The sequence below is a fragment of the Microcystis sp. M083S1 genome, assembly GCF_020246405.1.
GTDB lineage: Bacteria > Cyanobacteriota > Cyanobacteriia > Cyanobacteriales > Microcystaceae > Microcystis > Microcystis aeruginosa_C.
Genome location: NZ_JADBTB010000160.1, coordinates 1 through 18,631 on the forward strand (window position 1 = coordinate 1; position 18,631 = coordinate 18,631).

At 41.4% G+C, this 18,631-nt stretch carries 15 protein-coding genes; 6 read left to right on the top strand and 9 right to left on the bottom strand.

Going from position 1 to position 18,631, the window contains the following annotated elements; genetic code table 11:
* From IM450_RS15130 to IM450_RS15140, 3 genes are all read left to right on the top strand, one after another.
* Window positions 1-5,275: non-ribosomal peptide synthetase (locus tag IM450_RS15130; RefSeq protein ID WP_287669651.1), on the top strand; the 5,275-nt coding region annotated here is incomplete at its 5' end.
* A 166-nt stretch (window positions 5,276-5,441) separates the two neighbouring features.
* A complete protein-coding gene (locus IM450_RS15135) occupies window positions 5,442-9,656 on the top strand; it encodes an amino acid adenylation domain-containing protein (protein WP_287709530.1) in 4,215 nt (1,404 codons plus the stop codon).
* A 277-nt stretch (window positions 9,657-9,933) separates the two neighbouring features.
* Window positions 9,934-10,413, top strand: a complete 480-nt coding sequence (locus IM450_RS15140; protein WP_287669691.1) for a hypothetical protein — start codon at window positions 9,934-9,936, stop codon at window positions 10,411-10,413.
* Window positions 10,414-10,567: 154 nt separating this feature from the next.
* On the opposite strand, the gene IM450_RS15145 is transcribed toward IM450_RS15140, so the two are convergent.
* Window positions 10,568-10,726 carry a microviridin/marinostatin family tricyclic proteinase inhibitor gene (locus IM450_RS15145; protein WP_043997906.1) on the bottom strand — a complete coding sequence of 53 codons (159 nt, stop codon included), beginning with the start codon at window positions 10,724-10,726 and terminating at the stop codon, window positions 10,568-10,570.
* A 185-nt stretch (window positions 10,727-10,911) separates the two neighbouring features.
* Window positions 10,912-11,238, bottom strand: coding sequence for a CVNH domain-containing protein (locus IM450_RS15150; RefSeq protein ID WP_287669654.1), 327 nt, complete (start codon window positions 11,236-11,238; stop codon window positions 10,912-10,914).
* A gap of 367 nt (window positions 11,239-11,605) precedes the next feature.
* Between IM450_RS15150 and IM450_RS15155 the strand changes: the two genes are divergently transcribed.
* Both IM450_RS15155 and IM450_RS15160 read left to right on the top strand, forming a co-directional pair.
* Window positions 11,606-12,394 (top strand): class I SAM-dependent methyltransferase, encoded by a 789-nt coding sequence (locus IM450_RS15155; RefSeq protein ID WP_287669657.1) that lies wholly within the window; start codon window positions 11,606-11,608, stop codon window positions 12,392-12,394.
* Between the two features lie 38 nt (window positions 12,395-12,432).
* Window positions 12,433-13,167, top strand: a complete 735-nt coding sequence (locus IM450_RS15160; RefSeq protein ID WP_287669660.1) for an SDR family oxidoreductase — start codon at window positions 12,433-12,435, stop codon at window positions 13,165-13,167.
* A 374-nt stretch (window positions 13,168-13,541) separates the two neighbouring features.
* Here the strand turns inward: IM450_RS15160 and IM450_RS15165 are convergent, their stop codons facing one another.
* Both IM450_RS15165 and IM450_RS15170 read right to left on the bottom strand, forming a co-directional pair.
* A complete protein-coding gene (locus IM450_RS15165; protein ID WP_287669662.1) occupies window positions 13,542-13,799 on the bottom strand; it encodes a type II toxin-antitoxin system HicB family antitoxin in 258 nt (85 codons plus the stop codon).
* A complete protein-coding gene (locus tag IM450_RS15170) occupies window positions 13,789-14,058 on the bottom strand; it encodes a type II toxin-antitoxin system HicA family toxin (protein WP_287669664.1) in 270 nt (89 codons plus the stop codon). The genes IM450_RS15165 and IM450_RS15170 overlap by 11 nt, the downstream gene beginning before the upstream one ends.
* 207 nt (window positions 14,059-14,265) lie before the next feature.
* Here IM450_RS15170 and IM450_RS15175 point away from each other — a divergent pair, with 207 nt between their 5' ends.
* Window positions 14,266-14,505 carry a DUF433 domain-containing protein gene (locus tag IM450_RS15175; protein ID WP_079209096.1) on the top strand — a complete coding sequence of 80 codons (240 nt, stop codon included), beginning with the start codon at window positions 14,266-14,268 and terminating at the stop codon, window positions 14,503-14,505.
* A 474-nt stretch (window positions 14,506-14,979) separates the two neighbouring features.
* On the opposite strand, the gene IM450_RS15180 is transcribed toward IM450_RS15175, so the two are convergent.
* The 5 genes from IM450_RS15180 to IM450_RS15200 all read right to left on the bottom strand — a co-directional run bounded on the left by IM450_RS15180 (window position 14,980) and on the right by IM450_RS15200 (window position 18,608).
* A complete protein-coding gene (locus tag IM450_RS15180; RefSeq protein ID WP_004268635.1) occupies window positions 14,980-15,207 on the bottom strand; it encodes a hypothetical protein in 228 nt (75 codons plus the stop codon).
* Between the two features lie 2 nt (window positions 15,208-15,209).
* Window positions 15,210-15,683 (bottom strand): type II toxin-antitoxin system VapC family toxin, encoded by a 474-nt coding sequence (locus IM450_RS15185; RefSeq protein ID WP_043997957.1) that lies wholly within the window; start codon window positions 15,681-15,683, stop codon window positions 15,210-15,212.
* Window positions 15,684-15,911: 228 nt separating this feature from the next.
* Entirely contained in the window at window positions 15,912-17,738 is a 1,827-nt protein-coding gene (locus IM450_RS15190; RefSeq protein WP_287669667.1) for an SUMF1/EgtB/PvdO family nonheme iron enzyme, read from the bottom strand.
* 166 nt (window positions 17,739-17,904) lie between these two features.
* Window positions 17,905-18,138 (bottom strand): FitA-like ribbon-helix-helix domain-containing protein, encoded by a 234-nt coding sequence (locus IM450_RS15195; RefSeq protein WP_002783562.1) that lies wholly within the window; start codon window positions 18,136-18,138, stop codon window positions 17,905-17,907.
* Between the two features lie 134 nt (window positions 18,139-18,272).
* A complete protein-coding gene (locus IM450_RS15200; protein WP_002783557.1) occupies window positions 18,273-18,608 on the bottom strand; it encodes a HepT-like ribonuclease domain-containing protein in 336 nt (111 codons plus the stop codon).
* Window positions 18,609-18,631 lie beyond the last annotated feature (23 nt).

Below are 18,631 nucleotides of genomic sequence, written 5' to 3' on the forward strand. Positions count from 1 at the left end.
AACAACGGAAAGGTTTATTTCTAGTCCTTTTGAGAAGGATGAAGTGATCCCCCCAACCCCCCTTAATAAGGGGGGCAATGAGCCGTCAAAATTATATAAAACGGGAGACTTAGGGCGTTATTTACCCGATGGTAATATTGAGTATTTAGGACGCATTGACAATCAAGTTAAGATTCGGGGTTTTCGGATTGAATTAGGAGAAATTGAATCGTTACTCAACCAAAATGAGGCGGTACAGTCTTCTTGTGTGATTGTTCGTGAAGATAATCTAGGGGATAAACGCTTAGTTGCTTACGTTGTACCGCAACCCGAAATCAACCTGACAATTAACGAAATACGGCAATTTTTGCGAGCAAAATTACCTGATTATATGGTTCCAACTGCGTTTGTCCTTCTTGATACTTTCCCCTTAACTCCCAATGGCAAAATAGACCGCCGTGCTTTACCTGTTCCCGATTTACAGAGCCAAGGTGAATATATAGCTCCCCGTAACCCCATTGAAGAAAAAATGGCGCAGATTTGGGCTGAGGTACTGAAATTAAAACGAGTCAGTATTGAGGATAATTTCTTTGAATTAGGTGGACATTCTCTGTTGGCAACTCAAGTTATTTCTCGATTACAGGAAACCTTTGAGATTGTTGTTCCCTTGCGTTATCTGTTTGAATCCCCAACCATTGCTCAGTTAAGTGCGGTAATTTTAAAAGAACTGCAAACAGGTTTAGGGTTAAAACTACCATCAATTGTACCCGTTAATCGAGAGGATGATATCCCCCTATCCTGGGCCCAGGAACGTCTCTGGTTTGTGAATCAATTAGAAGGAGAAAGTGGGGCTTATACTATTGATTTAACGATGCGTTTGCGGGGAAATCTCAATATTAAAGCCTTAGAAAAAGCTTTCCAGGCAATTATTCAACGCCATGAACCCCTACGGACTCAGTTTAAGCTCAAAGATAACAAACCAATACAAGCGATCGATTCTAATGTAACCTTCACCTTACCAGTTGTCAATCTGCAAAACCTCAGCCATTCTGAGCAACAGGTAAAAAACCTGTTATTAGCAGCAGCATCCGAACCCTTTGATCTCGAATCAGGGTCAATATTACGAGTCAAATTATGGCAAGTCAAGACAGAGGAATATGTACTATTATTAGCCATTCACCATATTGCGGCGGATGGTTGGTCAATAGGTGTTTTAGTTGACGAATTATCGGTCTATTATCGAAGTTTCTGCACCGGGACAAAAGCAGATTTACCTGATTTATCAATACAGTATGCTGACTTTGCCCTGTGGCAGCGTCAATGGTTAACTAATGAAGTATTAGACCGTCAATTAAGCTACTGGAAGCAACAATTAACCGGGATTCCCCTACTACACCAACTTCCCACAGACCGTCCCCGGCCAGCAATCCAAAGCTTTCGCGGAGGGACGGAGCGACTGCAACTAGATAGTCAACTAACGCAACAACTGAAAAAACTCAGTCAAGAGTCCGGTAGCACTCTCTTTATGACATTACTAGCGGGTTTTGCTGTGTTACTATCTCGTTATAGTCAACAAACAGATGTGGTAATTGGTTCACCAATTGCTAACCGTAACCGCACCGAAATTGAAGGGTTAATTGGCTTTTTTGTCAATAGTTTAGTGTTAAGATTTGATTTATCTCAAGACCCGACCTTTGAGGATTTTCTCGCGCAGGTCAGACAAACTACTCAAGATGCTTACGACCATCAAGATTTACCCTTCGAGATGTTAGTCGAAAAATTACAAATTGAGCGCCATTTAGATCGTAATCCTTTAACACAGATAGTTTTTGCCCTTCAGAATGCTCCTAGTTCTCCCTGGGATTTACCCGGAGTAAACATTGAGGAGATACCATCGGGATTTGATTCAGTCAGGGTTGACTTAGAAGTTTACCTCTGGGATGCACCGGAAGGATTAGGCGGTTTTTGCTCTTATAACAGGGATTTATTTGATGCTGAAACTATTGTCCGTATGATGAATCATTTTAAGACTTTGTTGGCGGCAATTGTGGAAAATCCCCGTCAATCAGTAGCTTCACTACCCTTATTAACCCCAGAGGAAGAGTATCAACTATTAGAGGTTTGGAATGAGACAAAAGCTGATTACTCCTATAACAAGTGTATTCATCAATTGATCGAGGAACAAGCAGCGCGTACCCCTGATGCAGTAGCAGTAGTCTTTGAAAATCAACAGTTGACCTATGCAGAATTAAATAGTCGGGCCAATCAACTAGCTCACTATTTACGCTCTTTAGGTGTAGAAACCGAGGTAATAGTCGGTTTATGTGTAGAGCGCTCTTTAGACATGATTGTGGCATTAATAGGCATCCTTAAAGCCGGTGCTGCCTATCTACCCCTTGACCCAGAATATCCTCAAGAACGCCTACAATTTATGTTAGAGGATAGTCAATTACCCTTATTACTAACCCAAAGTTCCCTGATTGATAAACTCCCAAATCATCAAGCTAAAACTGTATTTTTAGCTGAAATTTGGACAGAAATTAAACCAATGAACTGGGATAATTTGACGGTGAAGGTAACAGCTTCTAATTTAGCTAATGTGATTTATACTTCTGGTTCTACGGGTAAACCTAAAGGGGTGATGGTAGAACATAAAGGATTGTGCAATCTCGCTCAAGCTCAAATTCAGACTTTTGGTGTCTATTCTCAGAGTCGTGTTCTCCAGTTTGTTTCCCTAAGCTTTGATGTTTGTATATCAGAAATCTTAATGGCACTAGGGTCTGGGTCTGGGTCAACACTTTTCTTAGCAACAAAAGACTCTCTAATGCCTGGTCTGCCCTTAATTAAGCGATTAAGCGATTATGCCATTACCCATATTAGTTTACCTCCATCAGCTTTGGCGGTTTTGCCTTTAGTCGAATTATCAACGTTAAAAACAATAATTGTCGGGGGTGAAGCTTGTTCTTCCGAACTGATCAAACAATGGTCTGCGGGGCGAAACTTTTTCAACGCTTATGGGCCAACCGAAGGAAGTGTTTGTGCCACGATCGCAAAATGTACGCCTTTCGATGAAAAAATAACCATTGGTCGTCCGCTTCCCAATGTGCAGATTTATATTTTAGACCCTCATTTACAACCAGTTCCTATCGGAGTAGCTGGGGAATTACATATTGGCGGTGCGGGGTTAGCCAGGGGTTATCTGAATCGCCCAGAATTGACCGCCGAGAAGTTTATCTCTAACCCGTTTGTCTCCCTTGATCCCCCCCTAACCCCCCTTGATAAGGGGGGAGAGCAGCCGTCAAAATTATACAAAACGGGAGATTTAGCCCGTTATTTACCCGATGGTCAGATTGAATATCTGGGACGGATTGACAACCAAGTTAAAGTGCGGGGTTTCCGTATCGAGTTAGGGGAAATTGAAGCCGTTTTGGGCCAACATCCCCTAGTACAAGAAGCGGTTGTGATAGCTCGCGCTGATCAGGCAAGTGATCATGATTATGATCAGCTTAATACTAATTTGGTAGCCTACTTAGTTCCGGCTCTCAAGGGTCAAGTATTGCCCCAACAGCTTGCTCAATGGCAGAGTGAATATGTTAGTGATTGGCAAAAGATTTACGAAGAATCCTACAGTAAACCCCAACCTCAAATTGAAGACCCCACTTTTAATATTAGTGGTTGGAATAGTAGTTATACGGGACAAGCTATTCCCGCAGCAGAAATGCAGGAATGGGTTGATCAGACAGTGAGCCGAATTTTAGGAAATCAACCACCGCAACGAGTGTTAGAAATTGGTTGCGGAAGTGGATTATTGCTATTCCGTGTGGCGAAACATTGTGAGGAATATTGGGGAGCCGATTATTCCGCTGCTGCTATTAATAACCTCGAACAGTTATGTAGCACAATTGAGGGTTTAGAGGGCAAAGTAAAATTATTACACCGAACAGCCGATGATTTTACCGGCATTCCCCAAGCTACTTTTGATCGAGTAGTAATTAACTCTGTTGTTCAGTATTTCCCTAGTGTGGATTATCTATTACAAGTTATCGCAGGAGCAGTCAAGACGATTGCGGATCAGGGTAAGATTTTCCTAGGTGATATCCGTAGTTTGTCCTTACTAGAGCCTTACCATGCGGCGGTACAGTTAGCTCGCACTGAAGCTAATAAAACCCTTGAACAATGGCAAAAACAGGTGAATCAAAGTGTAGCTACCGAAGAAGAATTGTTAATTGAACCTCAGTTCTTTATCGCGCTTAAACAACGTTTTCCGCGAATTTCTTGGGTAGAAATTGCCCCGAAACGGGGTCAGGCTGACAATGAGTTAACCCAATTCCGCTATGATGTTACTTTATATCTGGATACTGATGGGCAAAAAACGACAATTCCTTGGCTAAATTGGCAGCGGGATCGGTTTTCTTTAGCGCAACTGCAAGATAAATTGAAACTGGAACAACCAGAATATTTAGGTATCAGAGATGTACCCAATCAACGATTACAAAAGGCACTACAAATTTTAGACTGTTTAGAAAATTCTCCCGGGGTAAAAACGGTGGGAGAATTGCGGCAATTGTTAGCAAAAAATAGCGGGATAGGGATTAATCCTGAGCAAATGTGGCAACTGGGAGAACAGTTAGGTTACACTGTTCATCTCAGTTGGTGGGAAGGTAGTCAAGATGGTTCTTTCGATGTGGTTTTCTGTCGCCAGAATGCCATCCTAGAACCGATAATAAGTAAAGTTGATCAACAACCATACCCCAATTTTTGGGATGATGAGACGATTATTCCCAAATCCTGGACTGATTATACGAATAATCCCCTATATGGTAAATTAGTCCAGAAGTTAGTGCCACAGGTGCGGGAATTTGTCCAACAAAAGCTACCTAGTTATATGGTTCCCCAGGCTTTTGTTTTGCTTAATACCCTACCTTTGACTCCTAATGGTAAAGTAGATCGGCAGGCTTTGCCTACACCCGATACAGCTACACGCAATTTAGCTACGGGATTTCTCGCACCTCGTACCCCGATTGAAACTCAAATGTCTCAAATTTGGAGTGAAGTTTTGGGGGTCGAACGTATTGGAATTAAGGATAATTTCTTTGAATTGGGAGGACATTCTTTGTTAGCGACTCAGGTTATTTCCCGTTCCCGCGATCTTTTCTCGGTGGAATTGTCTTTACAAAATCTGCTGGAATACCCAACTATCGCTAATTTAGCCCAAATCATTGAAGTTCTTACCGTTGCACCGGGAGAAACAGCTATGACTGAAACCTTAGAAGATTATGAGGAAGGTGAACTATGAAAACAGTTAAAGTTTTAGCTGCTCTCAATAGTTTAGCAAGACGGCTAAAACTGCAAAGGACAAATATTGATCCTAGTCAATAGCAATCTGATTGACTTTTTCATCCTCAGAGCAAACTTCGTAATTTAGACCTAATTAAACAACAACTTTTGGAGGCAATTGGTAAGTGAAAGTAGTGGAATTTTTGTCTTATTTGAATAGTTTAGATATTAAACTGTGGCTGGAAGGCGAAAAACTTCGTTATCAGGCTCCCAAAGGGGTTATGACCCCAGAAATTAAAGAAGAAATCGCCGCCAAAAAACCTGAAATTTTGGACTTTTTAAGAGCGGCGAAAATCCCTACTAATACTGTTGATTTAGAGATTATTCCCGTGTCACGGGATCAGGATTTACCCCTCTCTTTTGCTCAACAACGACTCTGGTTTCTGCAGCAACTTTCTCCCGATAGTCATTCCTATAATCTGTTGGACGCTTTACGGTTAGAAGGAAACCTCAATCTATTAGCTTTAGAACAAAGTCTCAGTGAACTGATTCGCCGTCATGAAATTTTAAGAACCACTTTTCCTATGGTAGAAGGGCAACCAATTCAGCGCATTGCTCCCCCTTCAACCGTAAGTTTACCCCTGGAAGATTTACAAGGTTTATCAAAGAATGAACAAACAGAACATCTGCAAGAAATAGCGATTGCTTTCTCCTTAAAACCCTTTAATCTAGCCAAGGAATCATTAGTCCAATTTAAGTTACTTAAACTGGGTTCTCAAGAGTATGTATTGCTGTTGAAGATGCACCATATTATTTACGATGGTTGGTCTTTGAGCATATTCTTTGGTGAATTATCTCAACTTTATGCGGCCTTTGTCCGGGGGTTGCCTTCCCCTCTCCCTGAATTATCGATTCAATACGCCGATTTTGCCGTATGGCAACGTCAATGGCTCACCGGTGAAGTCTTAGAACGTCAACTTAATTACTGGCAAAAACAGTTACAAGATGCACCTACTATTTTAGAATTGCCGACGGATTATCCCCGTCCTCCAATTCCTAGTTTCCGGGGTGATGGGCAGGTTTTTCGCCTGAATCAAGACTTAACGCAACGCCTCAAAAGGTTAAGTCAGGAGTCAGGAGCAACACTATTTATGACTTTACTGGCGGCTTTTTTTGTCCTAATTTCTCGTTATAGTGGTCAATTAGATGTTTTGGTAGGTTCTCCCATCGCTAATCGTAATAGTTCGGCAATTGAGAAATTAATGGGCTTTTTTGCCAATACTTTGGCTTTAAGGGGTGATATGTCGGGAAATCCGAGTTTTCTGGATTTATTAGAACGAGTAAAGCAAACAACTTTATCAGCTTATGCTCATCAAGATTTGCCTTTTGAAATGTTAGTAGAAAAATTACAATTAAACCGAGATTTAAGTCATAATCCTTTGATACAGGTGATGTTCTCACTGCAAAATACTCCCCAATCTGAGGCCAGTTTATCTGGCTTAAAGATGGAGAGTTTGCCTTTATCTGTTGAGCTTAAAGCCCGATTTGATTTAGAGGTAAATTTTTGGGAAGTTTCTGATCGTTTAGAGGCAGTTTGGTGTTATAGTACGGATTTGTTTGCTGCCCCCACTATTAACCAAATGGGGCAACATTTTCAGAATCTCTTAACTGCGATTACAGCTAATCCCAATATGGGAATTTTTCAGTTATCGATGTTGAGTGATGCGGAACGTGATCAACTGTTGGCATCGTGCAACGAAACTCAAACAGATTATTCCGATTATAAATGTATTCATGAGTTATTTGAGGAACAGGTAGAACGCACCCCCAATGCCGTAGCAGTGGTTTTTGAAGGTCAACAACTGACTTACGCTGAATTGAATAGTCGTGCAAATCAATTAGCCCATTATTTGCAATCTTTGGAGCTTAAATTAGAGGACAAGATCGGGGTTTGTATTGAAAGGTCTCCTTTAATGGTAATAGCAATTTTAGCCATTCTTAAAGCAGGGGGAGCTTATGTTCCTCTAGATATTGCTTATCCATCAGAAAGATTGGCTTTCATGCTCGAAAATGTACAATGTCCTATTATCCTCACTCAAAACCATTTATCTGATCGACTCCCAGTTAATAACAGTCAAAGGCTGATAGATATTGATTCAAAATGGGAAAGTATTACCCAATATTCGCCAGAAAATATCGCAAGTAAAGTTACTCCAAACAACTTAGCCTACATTATCTATACATCAGGTTCGACGGGAACCCCCAAAGGAACGGAAGTCGTCCATCGTAACATCATCGGTTTTATATTTGGAGTGGATTATGTCCAGCTTGATGCTCACCAAATTTGGCTACAACATTCTTCAATTTCTTGGGATGCTTTAACCCTAGAATTATGGACTCCCTTACTTTTTGGAGGGCGTTGTGTGCTTTATCCTGGTAATGTTATTACCCCTGAAAACCTGAGTAAAATTATAAAAGAAGAAGGGGTAAACATTCTCTGGCTAACTTGCGCTTTATTTAATCTAATGATTGACACAATGCCAGAATCTTTATTAGGTGTTAAACAACTAATAACTGGTGGAGAAACTCTGTCTGTTGCTCATATTCGTCGCGGTTTAGCCTTATTACCTAAAACCCAAATTATTAATGGTTATGGCCCATCAGAATGTACTGTATTTACCTGTTGTTATCCTATTTCTAAACAACTAGATGAAAATCTAGCTTCTATTCCGATTGGGAAACCCATTGGAGACAGAAAAGTTTACTTACTTGATCGCAATTTACAACCAGTGCCAGTTGGAGTTTCTGGGGAAATTCATGTGGGAGGAGCGAGTGTTGCCAGGGGATATTTAAATCAGTTAGCTTTAACCTGTGAAAAGTTTATTTCTAATCCCTTTTTGGCAGGGGATACCCTTTATAAAACGGGAGATTTAGCCCGTTATTTGCCTGATGGTAATATTGAATATATTGGGCGGATTGACAATCAGGTGAAAATTCGCGGTTTTCGCATTGAATTGGGGGAAATTGAGTCTGTACTTAGTCAAAATCAGGCGGTACAGTCTTCTTGTGTGATTGTTCGTGAAGACAATCCGGGGGAAAAACAATTAGTTGCCTATATTGTACCTAAGCTAGGAGTAAAGCTAACAAGTGGCGATTTGCGTCAATTTCTTAGCCATAAATTGCCCGGTTATATGGTTCCTGGTGCGTTTGTGCTGCTGGAGTTTTTCCCTTTAACAGCTAACGGAAAAATTGATCGCCGTGCGTTAAAAGCTCCTAGTAACCCCAGTGATTCAGACAGATTTATTGAAGCGCGTAATCAGTTAGAATTAAGCCTAGTACAAATTTGGTCAAAAGTGCTAAAAATTGACAAAGTTAGCGTGCAGGATAACTTTTTTGATCTCGGTGGTCATTCCCTGTTGGCTCCTTATTTAATAACTCAAATTAAGGAACAGTTGGGCGAAGAAATTGCCGTAACAACACTGTTTCAAAACCCAACTATTGAACAGTTAGCGACTATTATTAAAACCGGTTTAGATCCATCTAATCAGTCTTATTTTGTTCCCATTCAACCTCATGGTTCAAAGCCGCCTTTCTTCTGTGTCCCTGGGGCCGGGGGACGACCATTTTATTTTTACCATTTAGGACGTTATTTAGGAAAAGATCAACCTTTCTACAGTTTTGAAAATGATCTCTATCAACAGTTTGGAGAAATCACTCGCATTGAGGATATAGCCAGTATTTATCTTAAAGCCATGCAGGATTTACAACCCCAAGGACCCTACTTTTTGGGAGGACATTCCTACGGTGGTAATGTGGCTTTTGAAATGGCTCAACAGTTGGTTAATCAGGGTGAACAAGTGGCATTACTAGCAATCATTGATTCTTCAGCACCCACTTATAAAGACAAACAAATTTTGCTTGATTATATTAATTGGGATCATGCGCGGTGGTTAGCTGAAGTCAGCAAAGGTATCGAAGTTTATTTAGATAAAACCATCGATATTTCCTATGAAACTCTTCAACTCTTAACAGTGGAGGAACAATTAAAATACGCCTTAAACTTTTTTAAACTGGCTAATATGCTTCCTCCCAATGCGGAAACTAGGCAGCTTGCAAAAATTGTCCAAGCCTATAAAACTAGCTGTTTATGCCTGATTGATTATCTCCCTAAACAGACTTATCCGGGTAAAATTACGATTATACGGGCCAGTGAGGAATTATCTGATGATCCAAATAAAGATTTAATAGCTGGAGATTGCGAGGATTCCTCTTTAGGCTGGAGTGAATTTTCTACAGAGCCAGTTGAGATTCATTTCGTCCTAGGAAATCATGTCTCGATTATGGTGGAACCCCATGTCCAGATTTTAGCCGAAGAGTTAAAAGTTTGCCTTGAGATTTGATACCAAATCCGTTTTTAAGACTATGGTTAACTGCCAATTCAACTTTAAAAACTCAGTTATCAATTTTTTCTCCCCAATCTCATCTATCTTTTAAACAGGATTTAATCTAAGAACTGACGATTTTCTACAAGTTGTGTGAACGGTAAGACTAATGTAAAATGCTGCAAGGCATCTGATTGCTAGACAGCCAATTTGTATTCTTTTGCCTTACCATGGATTTTATATGACTGAAATCCCGACCAACCAATCCAACTTAGTGATTTTAGGAGTCTCATCAATGACGGAAACTACTGAAACGGCCATTCCCAATGATTTTCTCGGAATTAATCCCACAGAAATCAACAAAAAACTTGTCTCCTGGGGAATTTCTCTGGATGAAGTTGTTCAAAAACTTGCTTCTCTGGGACTCCCCGGCATTATTTTCATTATTGCTGTTGCCGCATCCGGTGGTACTGCCTATCCGATGATTTACGCACTTTTTGGGTTAGGCGGTCCGCTGGGACTAATTGGTGGACTTGGGGTCTTAGGCCTCTCTACCATTATTGGCGACATTGTTACGCGTTATGGCATTGAGGCACTGCTTAAAACGGTCTATCTCAAACGTCGTGAAACAGAAACTCAAGAATATCTCATCAATGAGGTGGAAGGTTTGCCAATTTCTCAAGTTCTAAAACTTAACCTGAAAAAGGCTATTGAAGTAGAAATTGCTACCGAAGAACCTGTAGCTCCCAAAGAAGTCGAAATTGCTGAAGAGTAGTTTTAACTTGACTAAGCACTGCTGCCTCCACTGGTCAATTGACTTGTTTAGCAAACCCTAAATACAACAAAAAACCGCCATAAATCTTACTCCTGCTTGACTTATGGCGGTAGTTTATTTCTGTCTGAATTACTGAAAGCAATCTTTAAATTAATTAACTATCTTCCCAGTCAGAAGGCCATTTCCAAGTCCAAACGGGAGCCGGTTCAGAATCGGGGGGGGAATCAGGAGTCGGAGCCTCGTCTTGGTCCACAGATAAAAAACGAGCAAAGAAGGGGATTGCTTTACTTTGTTCGGTCTTGGGATAATTCATGGTCATTCCTAGTTTTTAGTGGCAGCTTTTTCAAGCTAGCTGCGATTACCTTGCGATAGTAACATATATTGCCGTCTTACTCAAGTCAAATACTTGGTGAACTACCTACACTTCTCTTGCGGGTAAGTGTAGGTTTCCTACCCAACAGATAGCGGAATCCTAGATTTCTTGCGTCCTCCCCTACCCTATCCAATTTCCAGTTGGCTATCGTTATTATCGATCTGACTGTCTAACAGTATTTGCGTAGGGTTCCATTTCCCATCCCTTGTTTCACAAGTACACACCAACCATACGTATTGCTCTCCATCCCCGAACTCAAGGTGACAATCTTGGCAGGTTTCTTGGAAGTTTTGATCCCCGAACTGCAATTCCCCATCTATATTACCGATATGGTCACTAAGCGTCAGTTCGGTGGGGAGCCATTCTCCATCGCGAGCTTGGCACTCAGCACTCAGGATTGTGCTGTCAGGGTCGTAGTTAATACTGTTACAAGTGTGCGAAAAATTAGGCATGACAACTCTGTGTGTTAAAAAACAATATGATTCAGCATAGTGCCTTAACAGCCGACATTCCGCACATCTTCATATACTTTTATATATTTTTACATTTCCCAAGATGTTTTGACGAAAAACCTTGATTGTAGAAACTACTATTGAGAAAAATTTCAATAATTGATTTTTTCTGAGAAAAAAATTTGCAATTCTTCACCTTGATAAAAATCTATGATTGTAGCTATAATCTTTACTGGCAAAGGATTGTAAGCAATATATTAGTAAAAATTATCAATTGAATGTTAAGAAGTGCGGAAAGTGGGTTCTACTAAGCCCAATCGTGTTAGACTAATGTAGTTTTTGCCGAAAGAGTTAAGTGAGTTTAACAATGGATAAAAATGAATGGATTAGTAGATTCGATGATTTAATTTGTAGTCCTTCGATTCGAGAGTTTTATGGTGAAAGAGAGTTTTTTAATGTCGGTTATTGGCTCTCCCATACCCAAGATCAACAGGAAGCATCCTCTACTCTGATGGAGAAACTTTTAGAATTTATTCCCAACAAACAGGGAACAATTCTTGATGTTGGCTGTGGTTTAGGAGCAACTACTCATTATCTTCTCAAATATTACCCATTGACAGCAATTGTGGGCATTAACATTTCTCCGACACAAATTGCCAGAAGTCTCTTGAATTTTCCCGAGGGTAAATTTCTGTTAATGGACGCGGTAGAGATGGATTTTGCTGATCATTCTTTTGAGCAAATTATTTGTGTAGAAGCGGCTTTTTATTTTAATACTAGGCGGCAATTCTTACAAGAAGCTTGGCGAGTATTAAAGCCGGGGGGAACCTTAATTCTCTCAGATCTGAGTTTTGCCACAACAGAACTTTTAGGAGATTGGACAGTTCCCCAAGCAAACACGGTCAAAGATAGGGCAGAGTATCAAAATCTTTATCAACAGGCAGGGTTTAAAGATGTTCAATTTGTCGAGGTGACGGAGGAGTGCTGGTTCAGACATTTTCGCCATCTTAAGTCTTGGTTAACAGAGGAATTTCAATCAGGAAAATTAGACGAAGAAACCTATAATTTAAACATTAAGGCTCTGGATAATTTGCTAAGTTCCTCGGCCATAACTTATTGGTTAGTTGCTGCCCAAAAGCCAGTCAATATACTGTAATAGTTGTCAGTTTTTCTTGAATTTTTGGAGACAAAAAAATGTTTGATTCCTTATCGGGTAAAAAAGTCGTTATTATTGGTGCAAGCTCCGGGATTGACCTAGCGATTGCCGAAAAATTGCTCTCCCTGGGGGCAAAAGTGGTGCTTTCCCATGCTTCTCAAGAGAAATTAGCTGCGGCTGTTGCCCTAATTTCCGGGGAGATTGAAGCCAAAACTGTTAATTTTTTAGAAGAAGATTCTGTTAATGCCTTTTTTGCAGAAATTGGCAACTTTGACCATTTAGTAGTCACCTCTCTCGGAGACAGAAATATGCCGCGAGCCTTATTAACCGAAATGACCGCAGAAACGGCCCGGGGAGGTATGGAGAAATTCTGGGGAACCTTTTTAGCAGTGCGTGGCTCCCTGAAAACTTTGGCCAAGGACGGTTCTATTACCCTGACATCCAGCGTCACTATGTTCAAATATTCCAAAATGGGCGGAATTTCCGTCATAGCCGCCGCTAATAGTGCTGTAGCCGTATTTGGACGCGCCCTCGCCCTAGAACTCGCTCCTATTCGCGTTAACGTTGTTGCCCCCGGATTAATAGAAGATACAAGCATCTGGACCAGTCAAGGTGATTCGGAACGCTCCGACCTGAGCAAATGGGCGGTTTCTGCCCTACCTGTCGAACATTTAGGGCAACCCGAAGAAGTCGCCCTAGCAGTATTGAGTTTGATTATCAACCCCTATATGACAGGTGTGGTTTTACCCGTGGACGGTGGAGTTACTCTTTAAAAGAAATGGTGAAAAAAGACCGAGAAATCCTCGAGAACAAAAAATCTGGTGTCAGAGCAGAAGAGCGAAAAGAACAAAGTGAGCATAAAAATGCAGGAAAATTAATAATTAGGGCTTGCTGAATAATGGTAAAACCCTTTTAAAATAAGGCTTTTGACCTGTTAAAATCCGATGTTACTGCTGCGAAAATAGGATTGGGACCTTCAAAAAACCGGCATTATCTTCCTTGTAGTACACAAACTGGTACAGAAAAGCAGGGCAACAAAGCCTGAAACTCCTGCCTCGCAGCCTCGGAGCCTTCTGCCTGACCCCACCCTAGGCCTTTTTCAGCAAACCCTAAATAATTGGGTTGGGTTTCGTTCCGAGGGACCAACCTACCTATTGCTAAATTTGTTGGGTAATTTCCGGTCTAGCTGTGACAGAAAACTATCAGAAAAGGGTTTTTCTGGCTTTTCCCCACGCTCGGCACAAAAAGCTAGGTAATCTTCCACTGAATCAGCAAAAGCCTGCTGCAATTCCGCTACACTCTCTCCCTGAAAAGTGATAACATCTCGGACGTTGGCCACCTCACCGTAAAAGATACCCGCCTCGTCATCAAAAAAAACTACTGCTTCGTAACCTTTATACTTCATCGTTTTCCACTCCTGCCTCGCTTAAAAAGCGCCTCACTGATACTACAGCCCCCTTGTCCGTTTCCCGACGAGGATGGGGGCGATGGAAGACGGCTTTAACTCCCTTAAGGGCTACCCACACCCGCAACCTCCTACCTTCGGATATTTCTGTTCCCAGTGCCTCCAGCAGCGATTCGATATCCGTCCAGACAACATCTGACCGGACGGGCTGCTCGAAGATTTGGTCGAGAATTTTTCGCTGTTTTTTCGAGAGTGCCATTGTAGTATCATAACTTAATAAGCTGCCGTGCATCTAAAGGACATATTATTGAAATCAAAAAAACACCTAGTTTGATTTTGGATTTCGCTTGTTTCAATCTAACTGTTAACTGTTCACTGTTAACTGAATAGTGGGAGGTTTTCAACACAAATTTTCTGGTAAAATGATTAGGGATAATTGGTCAAAACTGTATGAGGATTTAAGCCTGTGATCATCAAAGAGTTAGAAGAGCAACTTCTTGCCCTCAAACCTAGGGAAAAAGTGCAGGTAATCCAGTTACTCGCTCAAAGTCTTGGTGGTAATTGGCAGGGAATTGAGAAAACCCCTAAAGTTTGCGGCGGACAAGCCTGCATTGCCAATACAAGAATTCCAGTTTGGGTGTTAGTAGAAGCTCGTCGTCTTGGTTATAGTGATGCTGATTTATTAACAAGTTATCCGACTAAGTAGGTAGGCGTTAAAAATTATCAGATGCCCCCCTTATTAAGGGGGGATCCCCCCGCCTATCGGCACCCCCCTTATCAAGGGGGGCAGGGGGGATCGAACCTAAAATCCATTTTTAATTTAATTATAACCAGCTACTTATTAAAGCTACGGATTTAGCCAATGCTTGGGTATATGCGGCGGCTCATGAAGATGAGATTGATTTACTCATTGAGCAGAATCAGGCAGTTTAGGAGATGATACTAAATCCGCTTATTAAAAACTGATTATTTATTCTCCGTTTTGCCTGTTGCCTGTTGCCTGTTGCCCCTCCTGATATGTAGCCTATACTCAACGGATTTAGTATTAGATTAAACTGCTTTCAAAAAGGCAAAAGCTGCCTAGGACGGACCCTAAGATATCTGAGGCCAGCAATGCTCTAAAGTTGATAATTTAATTGGGGACAATTTGCCGAAAAAGCTTTTACTTCGTCATCCCATTCTAACTTGAGCGGCGACTGGTATCCATTGTATCATCACCAATATCTTTCGGTCGTCCGCTCCAACGTTTTGCTAGACCGGGTTTTCGCGACAAGGTGACAACTTCTCTGCCACTTTCCGCTTGCTTCTTGCGTAGATCTGCAAAGATTGCATCCAAGTCATAGTTGAAGGACTTGGCATACTCTTCACGGATTCGGTGGATCTCTTCGACGATCTCATCATGAAACATAATCAACCTCCTAACAGTTCGTTGGGTGTACAAAGAATCGGTAACTCGTATCCAAAATCAATGCTGATCTCTGCCAATTTTCTCTGAATTTGAGCATTAGCAATATGCTTACAGTTCCACGTTAACAGATAATCCATACCGTGGACAGTTGCGGCGGCAATGTGGATCGCGTCAACTTTCGCTTTTGGAGGCAGATTACTGCGGGTTAAGAATTGTTTAGCCAAACCTTGTGCAGCTTCGTTCAATGCTAACAAGGGAAAATCACGCAAAATATCCAGCCTTTCGGAGGCGATCGCTGTATCTCCTTTAGTTACTTCCTCTAGGACAGCCTCGGAAGTGTACAGAATAAAGTCGTTTCGACGAAATTCCCACCATTCCCTCGTTATCTCAATATTAGCCGCCACAATAATATCTCTGCTGGGTCGAGCAGTTAGGTAGCCTAAGATACTGGTTTCAATATAGACGCTTTCGCTCACGGCAATAGGAGAAAATCTATCCAACGTCCATCATACCCTATTTAATCTTGGTTCCGAGGGTGTTGAGTAACAGTCGTCAACCCAACTACGGGCTGCTTTCAAAAAGGCAAAAGCTGCCTGGGACGCACCCTAGAAAATCTCAAAAAAAAATCCACCCGCCTAAGGGCGGGAAAAAGAGAAAAAGAGAAAAAGTAAAAAAGGGTAAAAAAGGAAAAAAGAAAATAAGGGTTACAGAGTCCTCCCAGCACCGCACACCACCCGAAAACCGAGGTCGTAGTTGTTGCCGTCGCGGCGGGGGTTGCCGTTGCGGTAAGCAGAACGGCAGAAAGAAGGACTGTTGTACCAAGAACCGCCCCGCACTATTTGATAATCATTATCATTTGTCAGCCAAGCACTGCCATCCTTTGGCGCTCCGATATAGTTATCGTGCCAATCGTCCTCGCACCACTCCCAAACATTGCCACTCATGTCATAGAGTCCCCAACCATTGGGCCTTTTCTGACCCACAGGATGAGTTGTCTGCTGAGAATTTCCTTTATACCAAGCATAATCTCCTAACTGATTAGCATCATCACCAAAATAAAAGCGAGTAGTAGTCCCCGCACGACAGGCATATTCCCATTCCGCTTCTGTCGGTAGGCGATAGGTTTTCCCGGTTATTTGACTCAATTTCTGACAAAAGGCTTGAGCGTCGTTCCAATTAACCTGTTCTACCGGATTTTGGGGATTGTTTTTAAAATAAGAGGGATTGGTTCCCATTACCGCTTGATATTGTGCCTGAGTCACTGGATATTTCCCGATCGCAAAACTGTTGACTTTAACCTGGTGTTGAGGCTTTTCATCACTTTCAGCATCGGGATCACTGTCAGGAGATCCCATGAGAAATTGACCTGCTGGTAAGCCTACCATCTCCAGTGTTACTCCATTGGGTAGGTTTTCGGTAAATAGAGTTAGCTTTGCTGGGGGAGGTGGTGGCGAAGAGGGCGGTGGTGGCGCTACTTTAGGTAACGGTGTAGATGTCACAGTAGCGATACTTTTACCCGGAAAAATATCAAAATTTAAATCACTAAATCGCTCACACCAATAACACTTTCCGTAACGGCGACTGTAGTAATGATTATCAACTTTGCCACAGCGTATAACCTCTTGTCGTGCAGCTTCCAAAGTATCGCACCATTCCTTAGCCGTCGGTCGTCTGTGGGGGAATTTATGTCCCTCATTGAAACAGCGCAAAAATAAGGCGTGTAAGTCGGGATGTAAAATATTTAATGGTATGGTAGTATTACTAGGTACAAGCAATTTATCACCAGAAAAAGGCCATAGTCCCCGTCGAATTAGTTCCGACTGTTCCAGGGAATCCCCTCCTCCTTGCCACAATCCCCGAAACGGCGGCCCGCTAAATAATAGATAATAAATAACAACTCCTAATCGAAAGCGATCATGCACTTCTGTTTGATCTACATCTGCTATATTCACTCCGATTAATTCCGCCGGTGTAAATCCTTCTGAGCCAACTAAACACCGATATATTTTACCGCTATAGGGATCTGGTACTTGAAATGAATCTGTATCAATAATTGTAGGCAACGCCCGATTATTCACTAAGATATTTTCTAGCTTGATGTCTCCCAAAACATAACCTTTAAGGTGAATTGCTTGGATAATAGCGGCTATATTCCGCGCTACTACATGAAGAAAATACCAATTAGTTTCTAACTTGTATTTTCTTCTCATTATGGGCGTACAAAGCTTTAATAATGTTTCTGAACCCACCACTTCTGGCATTAAAAAACCAACGACTTTTCCCTGTTTATCTTCCAAGATAGAATAGGGCCAAGCGAAGGAAATATGGTTAAGATGAGCGTTAGGATCACTGGGACGATTTCTCACCATTAACTGTAATTTATCAACCCTTTCATTATGGGGATTGTGGTAGATTTTCGCTAAGTACCCATTAAAGTTAGTGTGCCATACTTTCGCTTCGCCACTGTCGGCCATTTCTTGCGTCAGGGTAATCAAGCGATTCTGTAGTTGACAGCGATAAGTTAAAGACATCAAAAAATCTCCGAGTATTTGTGCTGTTCAGAAAAATTTTATCTAGTCGTTTCTAATAAGTTAGATATAAGTAGCTGGTTATAATTAAATTAAAAATGGATTTTGCCTTTAATCCCCCTTTGATAACGGGGGTGTCTGATAATTTTTAACGCCTACCTACTTAGTATCAATCAAATACTGGTTTGGCTGTGTCATCTTGAACGCGATCAAAGTCTGAATCGTTGCCAACGTTGGGAATCTGGCGTAGCACCTCTGCTAGGGATTTTCGTTGCGGTTGCAGCAAGGCTTTTTCTAAGATTTGGCGGTGTTCGGCTTCGGCACTGATCCCGTGTTGGCTGGCTCGCTTTTTGAGAGCTTTGACGATGGCTTCATCGATATTGCGGACGATTAAATCTGCCATAGACGACATCCGTTTGAGAGTGGTATTGTATTCTCAACCATTTAAATGATAGCAATGATAGTCAATGATCTTATCCTAGGTTGGGTTGAACGATAGTGAAACCCAACATTTTTTAATAATTGAGTTGGGTTTCGTCAAATCAATTCCTGTAAAATAGCTTCGATTTGTCCTTTTAGAGGAGGAATGTCATTTTCAACAATATCCCAAATAATCTCTAGATTGATACGAAAATATTCATGAATAGTTAAGTTTCTTAGATCGCTGGCATCTCGCCAAGGAACTTCGGGATGTCTTGCTTTAAATTCTTGAGAAGTTGCTCTAGCTGCTTCACCAATAATTTGTAAATGATAGACAATCCAAGTTTGAATTAATTCTTGTTGTTCAAACAGGGTTTTTCCCTGTCGAGCATACTTTTCTAAACGCTCAATTGCTTCTAAAATATCCCGCAAGCGTTCGCTATCATCTCTCATAGTGGTATTGCTTCTTTTAGTAC